This window comes from uncultured Arthrobacter sp. (assembly GCF_947493765.1).
Classification (GTDB): Bacteria; Actinomycetota; Actinomycetes; order Actinomycetales; family Micrococcaceae; genus Arthrobacter_D.
In genome coordinates, this window is the sequence record NZ_CANLSZ010000001.1 from 210,272 (window position 1) to 224,961 (window position 14,690).

12 protein-coding genes and 1 tRNA gene are annotated in these 14,690 nt (G+C 69.5%); 3 read left to right on the forward strand and 10 right to left on the reverse strand.

The features are described from left to right. Positions 1-140: 140 nt before the first annotated feature. Positions 141-680, forward strand: a complete 540-nt coding sequence (locus Q0747_RS01045; protein WP_298251407.1) for a hypothetical protein — start codon at positions 141-143, stop codon at positions 678-680. Between the two features lie 15 nt (positions 681-695). Here Q0747_RS01045 and metG read toward each other — a convergent pair whose 3' ends face one another. The 7 genes from metG to ilvD form a co-directional block, all read right to left on the reverse strand. After that, positions 696-2,270 carry a methionine--tRNA ligase gene (gene metG, locus Q0747_RS01050; RefSeq protein WP_298251408.1) on the reverse strand — a complete coding sequence of 525 codons (1,575 nt, stop codon included), beginning with the start codon at positions 2,268-2,270 and terminating at the stop codon, positions 696-698. A 1-nt stretch (position 2,271) separates the two neighbouring features. Then, the gene (locus tag Q0747_RS01055; RefSeq protein WP_298251409.1) at positions 2,272-3,240 is read right to left on the reverse strand and encodes an acetamidase/formamidase family protein; all 969 of its coding nucleotides are present in this window, start codon (positions 3,238-3,240) and stop codon (positions 2,272-2,274) included. A gap of 16 nt (positions 3,241-3,256) precedes the next feature. Continuing rightward, complete coding sequence (serA, locus tag Q0747_RS01060) at positions 3,257-4,849, reverse strand: phosphoglycerate dehydrogenase (RefSeq protein ID WP_298251410.1); 1,593 nt, start codon at positions 4,847-4,849, stop codon at positions 3,257-3,259. Positions 4,850-4,985: 136 nt separating this feature from the next. Then, positions 4,986-6,011, reverse strand: coding sequence for a ketol-acid reductoisomerase (gene ilvC / locus Q0747_RS01065; protein WP_298251411.1), 1,026 nt, complete (start codon positions 6,009-6,011; stop codon positions 4,986-4,988). A 53-nt stretch (positions 6,012-6,064) separates the two neighbouring features. After that, positions 6,065-6,577, reverse strand: coding sequence for an acetolactate synthase small subunit (ilvN, locus tag Q0747_RS01070; RefSeq protein ID WP_298251412.1), 513 nt, complete (start codon positions 6,575-6,577; stop codon positions 6,065-6,067). Between the two features lie 2 nt (positions 6,578-6,579). Beyond that, positions 6,580-8,478, reverse strand: a complete 1,899-nt coding sequence (locus tag Q0747_RS01075) for an acetolactate synthase large subunit (protein ID WP_298251413.1) — start codon at positions 8,476-8,478, stop codon at positions 6,580-6,582. A 318-nt stretch (positions 8,479-8,796) separates the two neighbouring features. Beyond that, positions 8,797-10,500, reverse strand: coding sequence for a dihydroxy-acid dehydratase (gene ilvD, locus Q0747_RS01080; protein ID WP_298251414.1), 1,704 nt, complete (start codon positions 10,498-10,500; stop codon positions 8,797-8,799). A gap of 179 nt (positions 10,501-10,679) precedes the next feature. Between ilvD and Q0747_RS01085 the strand changes: the two genes are divergently transcribed. After that, positions 10,680-11,144, forward strand: coding sequence for a hypothetical protein (locus Q0747_RS01085; protein ID WP_298251415.1), 465 nt, complete (start codon positions 10,680-10,682; stop codon positions 11,142-11,144). Here Q0747_RS01085 and Q0747_RS01090 read toward each other — a convergent pair. After that, positions 11,134-12,162 carry a 2-hydroxyacid dehydrogenase gene (locus Q0747_RS01090; protein WP_298251416.1) on the reverse strand — a complete coding sequence of 343 codons (1,029 nt, stop codon included), beginning with the start codon at positions 12,160-12,162 and terminating at the stop codon, positions 11,134-11,136. The two genes, Q0747_RS01085 and Q0747_RS01090, sit on opposite strands and share 11 nt — an antisense overlap. A 170-nt stretch (positions 12,163-12,332) precedes the next feature. On the opposite strand from Q0747_RS01090, the gene Q0747_RS01095 reads away from it, so the two are divergent. After that, positions 12,333-12,405, forward strand: a tRNA-Lys gene (locus Q0747_RS01095). A 259-nt stretch (positions 12,406-12,664) separates the two neighbouring features. Here the strand turns inward: Q0747_RS01095 and Q0747_RS01100 are convergent. Continuing rightward, a complete protein-coding gene (locus Q0747_RS01100) occupies positions 12,665-14,101 on the reverse strand; it encodes an MFS transporter (protein ID WP_298251417.1) in 1,437 nt (478 codons plus the stop codon). Between the two features lie 371 nt (positions 14,102-14,472). Beyond that, the gene (locus tag Q0747_RS01105) at positions 14,473-14,661 is read right to left on the reverse strand and encodes a DUF2795 domain-containing protein (protein WP_298251418.1); all 189 of its coding nucleotides are present in this window, start codon (positions 14,659-14,661) and stop codon (positions 14,473-14,475) included. Positions 14,662-14,690: the final 29 nt, after the last annotated feature.

Genomic DNA, 14,690 nt, shown 5'->3' on the forward strand with positions numbered 1-14,690 from the left:
GCGTAGGAAAGCCCCGGGGCACGCGATAATCGGTCCGCTGGGTGAGACGCAGGACTCAACCGGGGCCGGGAGGAGGGGCCCGGTTCCGTCCACGGTTCCGGCTGTCCTAGGGTGAAGCGGACACCAACGGAAGGAACCCCATGACGCCGGACGCGGCTCGGACGCCGGTGCGCCGGCTGGACCCCTCGACGCTCCACCCCTACCTGGACCTGCATCTGGTCGGCGCCACGAACGGTGTGCGCCTGTTCGACGCGGCGCACACCTCGTGGGCCGGGACGCCGTACGAGGAGGAGTTCGCCCGGCTGCGGATGAACGTCCGCGAGGAACGGTCGACCCTCGAACGGATGATCAGGGCACTGGGGCACCGGCCGAGCCTGCTCAAGCAGACCCTGGCGCGCGGCCTGGCTCTTGTCTCGGCGCACAATCCGTTGAACCCCCGCCGCCGGACGGCGAGCGCCGGAGCGCAGCTCGAGCTCGAGGCCCTGCTGTCCCTGCTCAAGGTCAAGGAGTGCATGTGGGACACCCTGCTGGCCCTGCCGGCCGGGGTCCTGACGTCGGAGGGTGCCCAGGCGCTCGACCGGGCCGCGCTCGAGCAGCTGCGGACGGACGCCCGAGCGCAGCAGGAGACGGTGGCGGGCGTCATGACCGCGACCGCCGCCGACCGCTTCCTCCAGCGCTGACGCGACGGCCGGGGCTCAGGCCCCCGCAGGCTCCTCGTACTTCGGGAAGACCGGGCTCGGCGCGGGCAGCGGTGTCCCCGGTACGATGCGCTGGTCCAGGGCGATGAAGCTCCGACGCGCGTCGTCGTCGCCTGTTCCCTGGCCCAGCGCGGTGAGGACCCGGCCGGAGCTCGTGGGCATCACCGGCTGCGTGAGGATCGCCACGACCCGGAGCACCTCCAGCGTCACGTAGAGCACGGTGGCCATGCGCTCGGGGTCGGTCTTGCGCAGCACCCAGGGCTGCTGCTCGGCGAAGTAGCCGTTGGTGTCCCCCAGCACGAGCCAGACGGCCTCCAGCGCCCGGGAGAACTCCTGCCGTTCGTAGGCGGCGCGGCTCGAGTCCAGCAGCGCGTGGGCCTGGTCGAGGATGCCCGTGTCGGCCGACGTCAGCTCCCCCGGGACGGGCACGGCGCCGTTGCAGTTCTTGGCGACCATCGACAGCGAGCGCTGCGCGAGATTGCCGAAGTTGTTCGCCAGATCGGCATTCATCCGGCTGACGATCGCCTCGTGGCTGTAGGAGCCGTCCGCTCCGAACGGCACCTCGCGCAGCAGGAAGAAGCGCACCTGGTCCAGGCCGTACTGCTCCACCCAGTCCGCGGGTGCCACGGTGTTGCCGAGCGACTTGGACATCTTCACGCCGCGATTGTGCAGGAAGCCGTGGATCATGACGCGCCTGGGCACCTCGAGCCCGGCCGACATGAGGAAAGCGGGCCAGTAGATGGCATGGAACCGGGAGATGTCCTTGCCGATCACGTGCACGTCGGCCGGCCAGAACCGGCGGAACGACTCCGACCCGGTGTCGGGGAAACCGACGCCGGTCAGGTAATTCGTCAGCGCGTCCACCCAGACGTACATGACATGGCGCTCGTCGCCCGGGACGGGGACGCCCCAGTCGAACGTGGTGCGGCTGATGGACAGGTCCTCGAGTCCCCGCGCCACGAAGGAGATGACCTCGTTGAAGCGGGACTGCGGTGCGCCGAAGTCCGGTTGCGCCGCATAGAGGTCCAGCAGTTTCTGCTGGTAGGCCGAGAGCCGGAAGAAGTAGCTCTCCTCCTCGGTCCAGGTGACCTCGGTGTCGGTCTCCCTGGCGTACCGGACGCCGTCCTCGCGTACCTCCGTCTCGTCCTCGCCCCAGAACGCCTCGTCGCGCACCGAGTACCAGCCGGCGTAGGTGTCGAGGTAGATGTCCCCGTTGGCCTCCATGCGCCGCCAGATCTCGGACGCCGCAGCGTAGTGGTCCTCGTCCGTGGTGCGGATGAAGCGGTCGTAGGACGTACCGACGGCGTCGTTCATGGCGCGGAACGCGAGCGCGTTGCGGGTGGCCAGCTCCCGGACCGGGACGCCCTCGCGGTCGGCGGCCTGCTGCATCTTCAGGCCGTGCTCGTCCGTGCCCGTCAGGTACCTGACGTCGAACCCGTCGAGGCGCTTGAAGCGGGCCATCGCGTCGACGGCGATCGTCTCGTAGGCGTGCCCGATGTGGGGCTCCCCGTTGGGATAGGAGATGGCCGTGGTGATGTAGTAGGACGGCGTGGCGTCGGCGGCGGGAGTCACCCTATGAAATTACCCCGCCCGGTCCGGATTCGCCCAAGCGCGGTCCCACCGCTCCGACGGCGTCGAGCCCCAGGACGGCGTGGACACCCCACGTCCGGTTGGCGATCTGCGTGACCCGCAGGTCCACCACCGAGCTCGCCAGGGCCAGTGCGGTGGTCCGCTCCAGCCCGTGGAGCTGCTGCATCCAGGTCAGCATCGCACCGAGGGCCTCCGCCGTGGCCCGGTTCAGGTCGGCGTCGAACCCGAAGGTGATGCGATCGGTCGGCGTGACCGCGTGGATGCTCTGAACCGGAGCATCCCGGACGACGTCGACCGTCACGGTGGTGGTCATCCCGCACTCGATCGCCGTGCCACCGACCTCGCCGTCACCCTGGGCGGCGTGTCCGTCCCCGAGGTGCAGCAGCGCGCCGGGCACCGTGACCGGAAGATACAGGGTGGAGCCTGCCGTGAGCTCGCGGCAGTCGATGTTGCCGCCTCCTGCGGCGCGCGGCGGCGTGGTGGAGTGCTCCCCCGCCTCCGCCGGCGGCAGACCCACCACCCCGAGGAACGGGGCCAGGAGCACGGTGTGCCCGAACTGGTTCGTTCCCGTGCCGGCCACGCCGTCGAGCTCCCAGAGCAGCCAGGCGGGATCCGCCCCGTCGACACCCAGGGCGCGCAGGAGGTTCTCGTCGCGCCGGCTCGTGGTCCAGCCCCACGCGTCCGGTTCGAGCGATTCGAAGCGGACGGCCAGGACGTCTCCCGGTACCGTCCCTGCCACCTCGATCGGTCCGGTCAGGGCGTGCCCCCGGCGATCGGGGAAGCGGTACGGGGTCGGCGCTCCGGGCGTCGCCTGCCGTTCGAGATGGCCCCAGGCGTCGAGGGACCCGACCACGATGCGGTCGCCGGGGTCCACCCGGAGCACGGCCGGGGTGTCCCGGGAGAGGACCTGGGTCGCCGTCGCCTCGGTGGCGGGCAAATGGTGCGTGGTCATGGTGTCCTCACGATCGTCAGTCCTGCAGGTCCACTTCGCGCGCCACGCTCGCCCCGATCGCGGTCCTGATGGCGTCCAGGACGTCCTGCGGCACGGAGCTGTCCACGGTGAGCAGGGACAGCGCCTGCCCGCCCTCCTGGCTGCGCGCCACCTGCATCCCGGCGATATTGACACCGTGCTCCCCGAGGAGCCGGCCGAGCGTGCCGATGACGCCGGGGCGGTCCGCGTAGAGCAGCACCACGAGGTGGTCGCTGATGGGGATCTCCAGATCGTAGCCGTTCACGCCCACGAGCTTCTCCACCTGCTTGGGTCCGGTGAGGGTACCGGCCACCGAGATCTGCGACCCGTCCGAGAGCGCACCCCTCAGCACGAGCACGTTGCGGTACTCCTCGGACTCGGCGGTGGTGATGAGCCGGACGGCGACGCCGCGCTGCTCCGCCAGCACCGGGGCGTTGACGTAGGAGACCTGCTCGGAGACGACGTCGGTGAAGACACCCTTGAGCGCCGCGAGTTCGAGTGCCTTCACGTCGAGGGATGCGATCTCCCCTGCCACCTCGATGTCGATCTGGGTCAGGGAGTCGTGCGTGAGTGCGGTGAAGATGCGGCCGAGCTTCTCCATGAGCGGGATCCCCGGCCGGACGGCAGGATCGATCACACCGCCGGCCACGTTGACGGCGTCGGGCACGAGTTCCCCGGCCAGGGCGAGCCGCACGGAGCGGGCCACCGAGACGCCGGCCTTCTCCTGCGCCTCGTCGGTGGACGCTCCGAGGTGCGGGGTCACCACCACCCGTTCATGGGCGAAGAACGGCAGCTCGGTGCTGGGCTCCTGCACGAACACGTCGATCCCGGCGCCCGCGATGAGGCCCTGCTCGAGGGCGTCGTGGAGGGCCTCCTCGTCCACGAGGCCGCCGCGCGCCACGTTGATCACGTACGCGGTGTCCTTCATCGCGGCGAAGGCGTCGGCGCCGAGCATGCCGATGGTCTCCGGGGTCTTCGGCATGTGGATGGTCACGAAATCCGCGGCGCGCAGCAGCTCCTCGAGGGACACGAGCTGCACCCCGAGCTGGGCCGCCCGCGCGGAGGTGACGTAGGGGTCGTAGGCGAGGATCTGCGTCCCGAAGCCCTGCAGGCGCTCCGCGACGAGCGCCCCGATGCGTCCCAGGCCGATGATGCCGATGGTCTTCTCGTAGAGCTCGCTCCCCGAGTACAGCGAGCGCTTCCACTGGCCCGCCTTGAGCGCTGCGCTGGCCTGCGGGATGTGCCGGGCGAGGCTGAGGATGTGGCCCACGGTGAGTTCCGCCGCGGAGATGATGTTCGACGTCGGGGCGTTGACCACCATCACGCCGGCCTGCGTGGCCGCCCTGATGTCCACGTTGTCCAGGCCCACGCCGGCGCGGGCGATGACCTTGAGCTTCGGGGCCGCGGCGATGGCCTCGGCGTCGAGCTGCGTGGCGGAGCGGATGAGGACGGCGTCGACGTCGGCCAGCGCCGCGAGCAGCAGACCGCGATCGGCCCCGTCGGTGCTGCGGATCTCGAAGTCGGGTCCCAGTGCCTCGACGGTGGCGGGAGAGAGTTCTTCGGCGAGCAGGACGACGGGTCTGGAGGTCACAGGGGTTCCTTCGGGCTGGATCAGCGGGCGGAGCAGGAGGGACGGGCCGGGAGGACGGAGATCAGGGCCCGGACACAGGGACGGCAGGACACGGGCTCGACGTCGAGCACGTGTCCTGCCGGAAGGGGTGAAGCCGTCAGCGGGCGACGGAACCCTCGGTGTAGTCGTCGTTCGTCCGGATCCAGGAGAACAGCTTGCGCAGCTCGCGGCCCGTGGCCTCGATCGGGTGGTCCTCGCCCTTCTTGCGCAGCTCCGTGAACTCCGGAGCGCCGGCGTCCTGGTCGTCGATGAACCGCTTGGCGAAGGCACCGCTCTGGATGTCCGCGAGGACGGCCTTCATGTTCTCCTTCACGTCCGGGGTGATCACGCGCGGCCCGGACACGTAGTCGCCGTACTCGGCGGTGTCGGACACGCTCCAGCGCTGCTTGGCGATGCCGCCCTCCACCATGAGGTCCACGATCAGCTTGAGCTCGTGGAGCACCTCGAAGTAGGCCACCTCGGGCTTGTAGCCCGCCTCGGTCAGCGTCTCGAACCCGTACTGGACGAGCTGCGAGGCGCCGCCGCAGAGCACGGCCTGCTCGCCGAAGAGATCCGTCTCGGTCTCCTCGGTGAACGTGGTCTCGATGACGCCGGCGCGGGTGCCGCCGATCGCCTTCGCGTAGGACAGGGCGAGCTCGCGCGCCGCCCCGGAGGGATTCTGCTCGACGGCGATGAGGTCGGGCACCCCGCGGCCGGCCTCGAACTCGCGGCGGACGATGTGCCCGGGCCCCTTCGGTGCCACGAGCGCCACGTCGACGTCGGCCGGCGGCTCGATGTAGCCGAAGCGGATGTTGAAGCCGTGGCCGAAGAAGAGGGCGTCACCGGCCTGCAGGTTCGGGGCGATGTCCTCCTTGTACACGTGGCGCTGCACCTGGTCGGGTGTGAGGACCATGATCAGGTCCGCCTCGGCGGTGGCCTCGGCGACGGAGAGCACACGCAGACCCTCCGCCTCGGCCTTGGCGCGCGACGCCGAGCCCTCCTTCAGTCCCACGCGCACGTCGACGCCGGAATCACGCAGGCTCAGCGCGTGGGCGTGGCCCTGGCTGCCGTAGCCGATCACGGCCACGGTGCGGGCCTGGATGATCGAAAGATCTGCATCGTCGTCATAGAACAACTCGGTCACGGGTGTTTCTCCTCTGTCGGATGGTGCGGGGGTGGTCTGGAAGGAGCGGCGCGCTAGGCGCTGCGGAGGGCGCGATCGCTCATCGACTTGGCGCCGCGCCCGATCGCGAGGGTGCCCGACTGGACGATCTCGCGGACACCGAACGGTTCGAGCACGGACAGGAGCGCCGCGAGCTTCTCCGCGGTCCCCGTGGCCTCGATGATCAGTGAGTCGATGGCCACGTCGACAACGGAGGCGCGGAACAGATCGGCCGCCTGCGTCACCTGGAGGCGGGTCGCGGCGTCGGCCCTGACCTTGATGAGCACGTGGTCGCGCTGCACGGACTGCTCGGTGGTCAGTTCGACGATCTTGAGCACGTTCACGAGCTTGTTCAGCTGCTTGGTGACCTGTTCGAGCAGGTCACCCTCGGCCTCGACCACCACGGTGATGCGCGACATCCCCGCCACCTCCGTCGGTCCGACGGCGAGGGAGTTGATGTTGAACGCACGACGGGCGAAGAGGCTCGCGACGCGGGTCAGGACGCCGGGGACGTCCTCGACGAGGACGGAGAGAGTGTGGCGTGCCATGGTCAGTCCTCCTCTTCCCAGGTGGGGGTCATGCCGCGGGCGATCTGGATGAGATCGTTGCTGACGCCCGAGGGGACCATGGGCCACACCATCGAGTCGCGGCTCACCACGAAGTCGATGACCACGGGGCGGTCGTTGATGGCCAGTGCCTGCTGGATGGTCGCGTCGATGTCCTCGTCGCGTTCGCAGCGCAGGCCCACGCACCCGTAGGCGTCCGCGAGCTTCACGAAGTCGGGCACCCGCCTCGTGTCGTGCCCGGTGTTCAGATCCGTGTTGGAGTACCGCCCCTCGTAGAAGAGGGTCTGCCACTGGCGCACCATGCCCAGGGACGAGTTGTTGATCACCGCCACCTTGATGGGGATGTTGTTGATCACGCAGGTGGCGAGCTCCTGGTTGGTCATCTGGAAGCAGCCGTCGCCGTCGATGGCCCAGACCACGCGGTCCGGGTCGCCCACCTTTGCCCCCATCGCCGCGGGGACGGAGTACCCCATGGTGCCCAGGCCCCCGGAGTTGAGCCACGAGTGCGGGCGCTCGTACTGGATGAACTGCGCGGCCCACATCTGGTGCTGGCCCACCCCGGAGACGAAGACGCCCTCCGGTCCGGTGAGCTCGCCGATGCGCTTGATGACCTGCTGCGGTGCCGACAGGCCGTCCTCGGGCTGCGTGAAGCCGACCGGGTAGGTGGCCTGCAGGCGGGAGATGGTCTTCCACCACGCGGAGATGTCGGGACGTCCCTGGGTATCGAAGGCACTGCGCACCGCCCCGGTCAGCTCGGGGATGATCTCCTTGACGGAGCCGACGATCGGCACGTCGGCGAGGCGGTTCTTGGAGATCTCCGCGGGATCGATGTCCGCGTGGATCACCTTCGCGTGCGGGGCGAAGCTGGAGAGCACACCGGTGACGCGGTCGTCGAAGCGCGCGCCCAGGGTGATCAGCAGATCCGACTGCTGGAGTGCCGTGACGGCGGAGACCGAGCCGTGCATGCCGGGCATCCCCACGTGCTGCTCGTGCGAGTCCGGGAACACGCCGCGCGCCATCAGCGTGGTCACCACGGGGGCACCGACGAGTTCGGCCAGTTCCAGCAGCTCTGCCGAGGCGTGCGCCTTGAGGCAGCCGCCACCCACGTAGAGCACGGGGCGCTGGGCCTCTGCGATGAGCCGGGCGGCCTCACGGACCTGCTTGGCATGGCCGCGGAGCACCGGACGGTAGCCGGGGAGCTCGATCTTGGGCGGCCACGAGAAGCTCATATGGGCCTGCTGGGCGTCCTTGGCGATGTCGACGAGCACGGGTCCGGGACGCCCCGTGGTGGCGATGTGGAAGGCTTCGGCGAGCACCCGGGGGATGTCCCGCGCATCGGTCACCAGGTAGGAATGCTTGGTGATCGGCATGGTGATGCCGACGATGTCCGCCTCCTGGAAGGCGTCGGAGCCGATGAACGCGCTGGAGACCTGCCCGGTGATGGCCACCATGGGGACGGAGTCCATGTGGGCGTCCGCCAGGGCCGTCACCAGGTTCGTGGCGCCCGGGCCGGAGGTCACGATGCACACGCCCGGACGGCCCGTGACCATGGCATAGCCCTGCGCCGCGTGACCGGCGCCCTGTTCGTGCCGCACGAGGATGTGGCGCAGCTTGGTCGAGGCCAGGAGCGGATCGTACGTGGGAAGGATGGCTCCCCCCGGGAGACCGAAGACGTCGTCGACGCCGAGTTCCTCGAGGGACCTCACGATCGCCGCCGATCCGAGCATCGGGGTGGGGGCGACGACGGTGTTGGGGCCACGGACGGCGCCGGCCGGCGCGACCTGCGCCGTGTCCCGCACCGGGGCTGCATCCCGTGCGGGCGCTGCCGGAGGTGCTGGCCGTGCTGCCAGCAGTGCTGGGCTGATGGGCGATCCCTTGGACATCTGGAACTTCCTTCGGAAAGGGTGCTGCCTTGCTACTGCTCTGACTGCGGACGTACATCCACGCGATGGGGTCTGCCGACAGGTCATGTCAACAAAAAAACCCCTCGGCCCGGTGGGGCTTGGTGAGGGGTTGCGCGCGGCTCGAGTCGTCTACCGGACGGGTCTCAGACCACGCGCTGGGTAAGAATGACGACTACGGGTACGAGCTGCATATCTGTAGTGTCCCCGCCCGCGGAAAACAGTGTCAACCGCCACCCCTGCTCGTCTCACGATGTGAGACGGATCAGTCCGGTTAGTGGACACTAACCGGACTACCCGCTACCCCGTGTAGGCGCCCGTCGATGCCGAGTGCACCAGCTTGGCGTACTTGCCGAGCACTCCCCTCGTGTAGCGCGCGGGCAGGGGCTCCCAGCCCACCCTGCGCTGCTCGAGCTCGGCCTCGTCGACCAGCAGGTCGAAGCTCTTGGCGGCGATGTCGACGCGGATGCGGTCGCCGTCGCGCACGAAGGCGATGGGGCCGCCGTCCACCGCCTCCGGCGCCACGTGTCCGATGCACAGGCCCGTGGTCCCTCCCGAGAAGCGGCCGTCGGTGAGCAGGAGGACGTCCTTGCCGAGGCCGGCGCCCTTGATGGCACCGGTGATGGCGAGCATCTCGCGCATGCCGGGACCGCCCTTGGGCCCCTCGTAGCGGATCACGACGACGTCCCCGGCACGGATGCCACCGGCGTCGAGTGCGTCGAGGGCACCCTGCTCGCGCTCGAACACGCGGGCGGTCCCCTCGAAGACGTCGGCGTCGAAGCCGGCGCTCTTGACCACGGCGCCCTCCGGCGCGAGAGAGCCGTGCAGGATGGTGATCCCGCCGGTCTTGTGCAGCGGGTTGTCGAGGGCCCGCAGGATCTTGCCGTCGAGATCCGGCGGATCGATCTCCGCGAGGTTCTCCGCGACCGTCTTCCCGGTGACGGTGAGGCAGTCGCCGTGGATCAGGCCGGCGTCGAGCAGTGCCTTCATGATCACCGGGACGCCTCCCACCTTGTCGACGTCGAACATCACGTAGCGGCCGAAGGGCTTCAGGTCGCCGAGGTGCGGGATGCGATCCCCGATGCGGGTGAAGTCGTCGAGGGTGAGCTCCACCTCGGCCTCGCGGGCGATGGCGAGCAGGTGCAGGACGGCGTTCGTGGAGCCGCCGAACGCCATGGTGACGGCGATGGCGTTCTCGAACGCCTTCTTGGTCATGATGTCGCGGGCCGTGATCCCGAGGCGCAGCAGATTGACGACCGCCTCACCGGACCTGCGGGCGAACAGGTCGCGACGGCGATCGGCCGAGGGCGGCGCCGCCGATCCGGGCAGGGACATGCCGAGGGCCTCGCCGATGCAGGCCATGGTGTTCGCGGTGTACATGCCGCCGCAGGCTCCCTCGCCGGGGCAGATGGCGCGCTCGATGCTGTCGAGGTCCTTCAGGCTCATCGTGCCGGCAGCACACGCACCGACCGCCTCGAAGGCATCGATCAGCGTGACCTCCTTCTCCGTGCCGTCCTCGAGCTTGGCGAAGCCGGGCATGATGGTCCCGGCGTAGAGGAACACGGAGGCCAGATCGAGGCGCGCGGCGGCCATGAGCATGCCCGGCAGCGACTTGTCGCATCCCGCGAGGAGCACGGAGCCGTCGATCCGCTCGGCCTCCATGACGGTCTCCACCGAATCGGCGATGACCTCCCGGGAGACGAGGGAGAAGTGCATGCCCTCGTGTCCCATGGAGATGCCGTCGGAGACCGAGATGGTGCCGAACTGCATGGGGAAGCCTCCCCCGGCATGCACGCCCTCCTTGGCACCCTGGGCCAGCCGGTTCAGCGAGAGATTGCAGGGCGTGATCTCGTTCCAGGAACTCGCCACACCGACCTGCGGCTTCGCGAAGTCGTCGTCGCCCATACCCACCGCCCGGAACATGCCGCGGGCGGGGGCCGCGTGGATACCGTCCGTGACGGTGCGGCTTCTGGGCTTGATGTCCGGGGTCGTCTCCACACTCATGAGGGAGAGTCTAGGCCGTTGCCGCAGGCCCCTTTTGCTCTGTGACCCTCCTGTTACAGCCGGTGCACCCTCCGGTACAGTGTGGATCTCGCGGGCTTTCCCCACCCGCCTGCCGGACGTAGCGCGATCGGTTCCCCTTCCGGAACCGGACCGACAGCCTCCTAGCGAAGCGGCGTGATATGACTTCCGAACACCCCGATGGACCCGCGCGACCGCCCGAGGGCGGACAGGAACTGAAGGACGCCTTCCGACTCGTGTTCGACGGCCAGATCCCCAATTACGGCGATTACAACCTCGTGGTCGCGTCCTGCCACGATGGCATCGCCGACGGGTCGGGACCCGGGAGGGCCTTCGTGGTGGGCTACCGCTGGAAGCCCGCCGAACTCATGATCGCTCCCACCCACCTCTCCGGGATCACGGGGGCCGGTGTCCCCGCGGAGGTGAACATGACCAATCTGGCGCACGCACTCCAGTGGGAGGACGGGAGCTACGAGGTGGGCACGAGCGTGGGGCGCATCTTCCGGTTCGGCCTGGAACCGGAACCGGTGCTCGAGATCGGGCCCGGAGCTCCCCTGCGGCTGGACCAGGCCGACGACGTCGTCGACTTCGCGGCCTTCATGACGGCCTTCATCGCTATGGCCTGAGCGTCCCGTCGGACGCGCGCCGACCCCAGGGGCCCCGCTGCACCAGGTTGACCGGTTCCCCGCCCTCCCCGAGCGTGCCGATCTGGCGGCGGAGCAGCGCGAGGATGCGGGGTGGGAACGCTGCCGTGTTCCCACCGTTGTGCGGCGTGATGATGGCCCCGTGAGCACTCCACAGCGGGTGGCCCTCCGGAAGGGGTTCCGGGTCGACGACGTCGAGGGCGGCCCGCAGGCGCCCGGAGACCACCTCGCGGGTCAATGCCTCGGTGTCGACGACCGCTCCGCGGGCCACATTGACCACGAGGGCGCCGTCGGGCAGCGCGGCGAGGACCTCCCGCCCGACGAGTCCGTGCGTCGACTCCGTCAGCGGCGTGATGACGATCACGACGTCGTGGTGCGGTGCGAGATCGACCAGTTCGTCGCTCGCGTGGACATGGCCCTGGTCGTCGTCGCGGGCAGTGCTGCCCACCCGGGTGAGCACGGTGTCGAAGGTCTCGAGCCGCCGCCCGATCTCGGCGCCGATGCCCCCCACTCCCACGAGCAGCACCCGCCGGTCCGCCAGGCCCGGATAGCGCGCGCTGCGCCAGACGCCGTCGGCCTGCTGCCGCACGGCGTCGTCGATCCCCCGCAGCGAGGCCAGTGCCAGCCCCACGGCCAGCTCCGCCGTCGCAGCGGCATGAACCCCTGCGGCCGTGGCGATCGCGACGTCCGGCCCCACGAGATCGACGACCCCGTCATAGCCGGTCGACTGCGTGTGGACCAGCTTCAGCCCGGTCGCCGTCGCGAACGCTCCGGCCAGATCGGGCTGGGCCGTGAAGGGCGGGACGACGGCGTCTCCCGCGTAGGGCAGGACGGCGGCGTCGAGATCGGCGTGATCCACGCCGTCGGGCGCGTCCCGGAAGTCCCACAGCACCACGTCGACGTTCGGCGAAGCGTCGGCGAGGGCGTCCCTGAGTTCGGTGGTCGGGACGCTGAGGGTGCGTACTGGTCGGTGCTCGGCGGCCGGCTCTGGAGGCGTCATGCCGTCAGCCTAGTGCGCCCGTCCCCGGCGACGTCCAGGTGCGGCGCCCCGGTCCCGGGCCGGTGCGCCGCTCGGCGCCGCAGCGGGTTTCATGATTCGGCGCAGGTGCTGGTAATGTTCAGTGCTGTTGCGGGTTGCCGACCGGGTGAAATCGGGAGGGAAAACGCTACGCACCTCTAGCTCAATTGGCAGAGCAATTGACTCTTAATCAATGGGTTTCGGGTTCAAGTCCCGAGGGGTGCACTTCGATTCCCCGTTCGCCAGGTCTCGCCGCCTGACGGACGGGGTTTCGTTTTGTCCGGGAACCTCCGCGTCGGCAGCACCGGTGCCTACGATGGAGCTGTGAGCGGCAGGCCGCGTACCGCAGGGCGCGCCGCGAGCTCGACGGACTGATCGTGCTCCCCGACGCCACGATCGACCCCCTCGAACAGAGCGTCGCCGGAGCCCTCGATTCAGGACGGGGCGCGTCGCCGGCCTGACGGCGGTGCCTGGAGGTGCCGCGTCAATCCGGTGGATCCGCCGTGTCGCGCACGAGGACGAACGCTGTGGTGGCGCTGAGCAGCGCGAGTCCCGCACCGACCCAGGCCGCGGCGGCAAAGCCTGCCAGGAGATCGTCGGCCGAACCGATGAGGACGAGTCCGAGGAAGGCCGTGGCCACGAGGCCCGCGATGCGCGAGATGGCATTGTTCACTCCCGAGGCCACCCCGGTGTAGCGCTGCCCCACGCTGTTGAGCACGGCCGTCGTCAGGGGAGCCACGGAGGTGGCCATTCCGAGGGCGAGGACGACGAGCCCGGGGAAGATGTGCAGCCAGTAGTCGACGTCCGCCGAGGGGACGGCCGAGAACAGCAGGAAGCCTCCGGCGACCAGACCGGATCCGACCGTCAGCAGGCTCCTCGTGCCGAACCGGTCGGACAGGGTGCCGCCGGCGAAGCGTGAGAGAAGGAACATCAGGAGCGGGAAGGGCAGGATCGCCGCTCCGGCCTGCGTGGCGGAGTAGCCCACCTCCTCGATCAGGACGTAGGGCAGGAGCACCAGGAGCCCACCGAGGGCGGCGTAGAGGAAGAACGTCAGGATCGACAGGCCCGAGAAGGTAGGCCTGGTGAACAGCACGAGCGGGGTCATCGCCGCGTCCCCCAGGCGGTGTTCGACGACGAGGAACGCCGCGAGGAGGAGAAGCCCGGACACCAGCGCGAACCAGACCAGGCCGGTCATGCCGCGGTCCGGGAGGGCGATCAGCGCCCAGATCACCGCGAAGAGACCCACTCCGGACAGGATTGCACCGGTCCAGTCCAGGGACGAGGTCTCCTCGGCGTCCGCCCGGCTCTCGCGCACCGACCGGTACGCCACGACCAGAGCGATCAGCGAGAGCGGCACCATCAGGACGAACGCCCACCGCCATCCGGCGACGTCGACGATCACCCCGCCGAGGAGCGGTGCCACGGCTCCGGCTGCTGCGCCGGCGGCCGCCCAGGTGCCGATGGCGGCACCTCGTGCCCGTCCCGAGAAGGCGTCGGCGAGGATCGCCAGGGACGTCGGTGCCAGCATCGCGGCGCCGACGCCCTCCAGGACCCGTCCGAGCAGCAGCACCGGGAAGCTCCACGCCACCGCGCAGAGGATGCAGGCGACGGCGAAGATCACCAGCCCCGCCAGGAAGATCCGTCGTCGCCCGTACTTGTCACCCAGGGCACCACCGATGAGCACCAGCGCACCGAGCGGCAACAGGTAGGCATTGACCACCCATTGCACGCCGGTGACCCCGGCGCCGAAGTCCTGCTGGATCTGCGGCAGGGCCACGTTGATGATCGATCCGACGACGAATGCCAGGCTCGACCCCAGGATCGTGGCGATCAGGGTTCCCCGCTTGTTCAGGCCGTCCGGCTGCTGCACCTCGGCTGCGACGGCGCCCCCGGTGCACGGGAGGGGAAGCGTGTTGCTCATGGCCGGCTCCACGCGGTGTGGCTGTCGTCCGGAGTCGATCCCGAGCTTGCTGCGGGCCGTCCAGCTGTCATCCCCGCGCCGGCTCCTCGTAGCGGCGAGACCTGTGAACTCGTACGCGTTTCCACCGCACAACCCTTCCGCCTCCGACGACCGTCGTGGAGGGACGAGGGCCGATGCCGCACCGCATGATCGGTCGGCTCGGGGATCCCCGTCGGTTCCCAGTATCATCCGCCGTCATTCCGACCACAACGCGACGGCGGCGCTGTGCACCGCTGACGTGGCCGGGTCGGCTGCTCCCTGGATCCTCCCGACGAAGGCGCACTGACGGTGGCGGTCCTCGGCCGGACCACCACCGTCAGTGGGAAGAACTCCTAGTTCGAGGCGTCCTTGTTCACGTCCGCCGGTGAGTCGAACTGGCGGTCGGGAAGCCCCTGGAGGGTCTCCATGACCGACGGGTCCGCGCCGTTGTCCTTGGCGTGCTTCACGAGATCGTCCTTGGACGCCGGGTACTCCATGCCGCCCAGCGCCTTCTGCAGGTCGATCGGGCTCGGATCTGCCATGTGGTGCTCCTTCGTGTCGGTTCCATCTC

What these genes read in the sequence shown, in the direction of transcription:
- Q0747_RS01105 (WP_298251418.1), bottom strand. Translation starts at nt 14,661, where the DNA reads ATGGCAGATCCGAGCCCGATCGACCTGCAGAAGGCGCTGGGCGGCATG.
- Q0747_RS01085 (WP_298251415.1), top strand. Translation starts at nt 10,680, where the DNA reads ATGACTTCCGAACACCCCGATGGACCCGCGCGACCGCCCGAGGGCGGA.
- Q0747_RS01055 (WP_298251409.1), bottom strand. Translation starts at nt 3,240, where the DNA reads ATGACCACGCACCATTTGCCCGCCACCGAGGCGACGGCGACCCAGGTC.
- ilvD (WP_298251414.1), bottom strand. Translation starts at nt 10,500, where the DNA reads ATGAGTGTGGAGACGACCCCGGACATCAAGCCCAGAAGCCGCACCGTC.
- ilvN (WP_298251412.1), bottom strand. Translation starts at nt 6,577, where the DNA reads ATGGCACGCCACACTCTCTCCGTCCTCGTCGAGGACGTCCCCGGCGTC.
- Q0747_RS01045 (WP_298251407.1), top strand. Translation starts at nt 141, where the DNA reads ATGACGCCGGACGCGGCTCGGACGCCGGTGCGCCGGCTGGACCCCTCG.
- Q0747_RS01100 (WP_298251417.1), bottom strand. Translation starts at nt 14,101, where the DNA reads ATGAGCAACACGCTTCCCCTCCCGTGCACCGGGGGCGCCGTCGCAGCC.
- Q0747_RS01075 (WP_298251413.1), bottom strand. Translation starts at nt 8,478, where the DNA reads ATGTCCAAGGGATCGCCCATCAGCCCAGCACTGCTGGCAGCACGGCCA.
- Q0747_RS01090 (WP_298251416.1), bottom strand. Translation starts at nt 12,162, where the DNA reads ATGACGCCTCCAGAGCCGGCCGCCGAGCACCGACCAGTACGCACCCTC.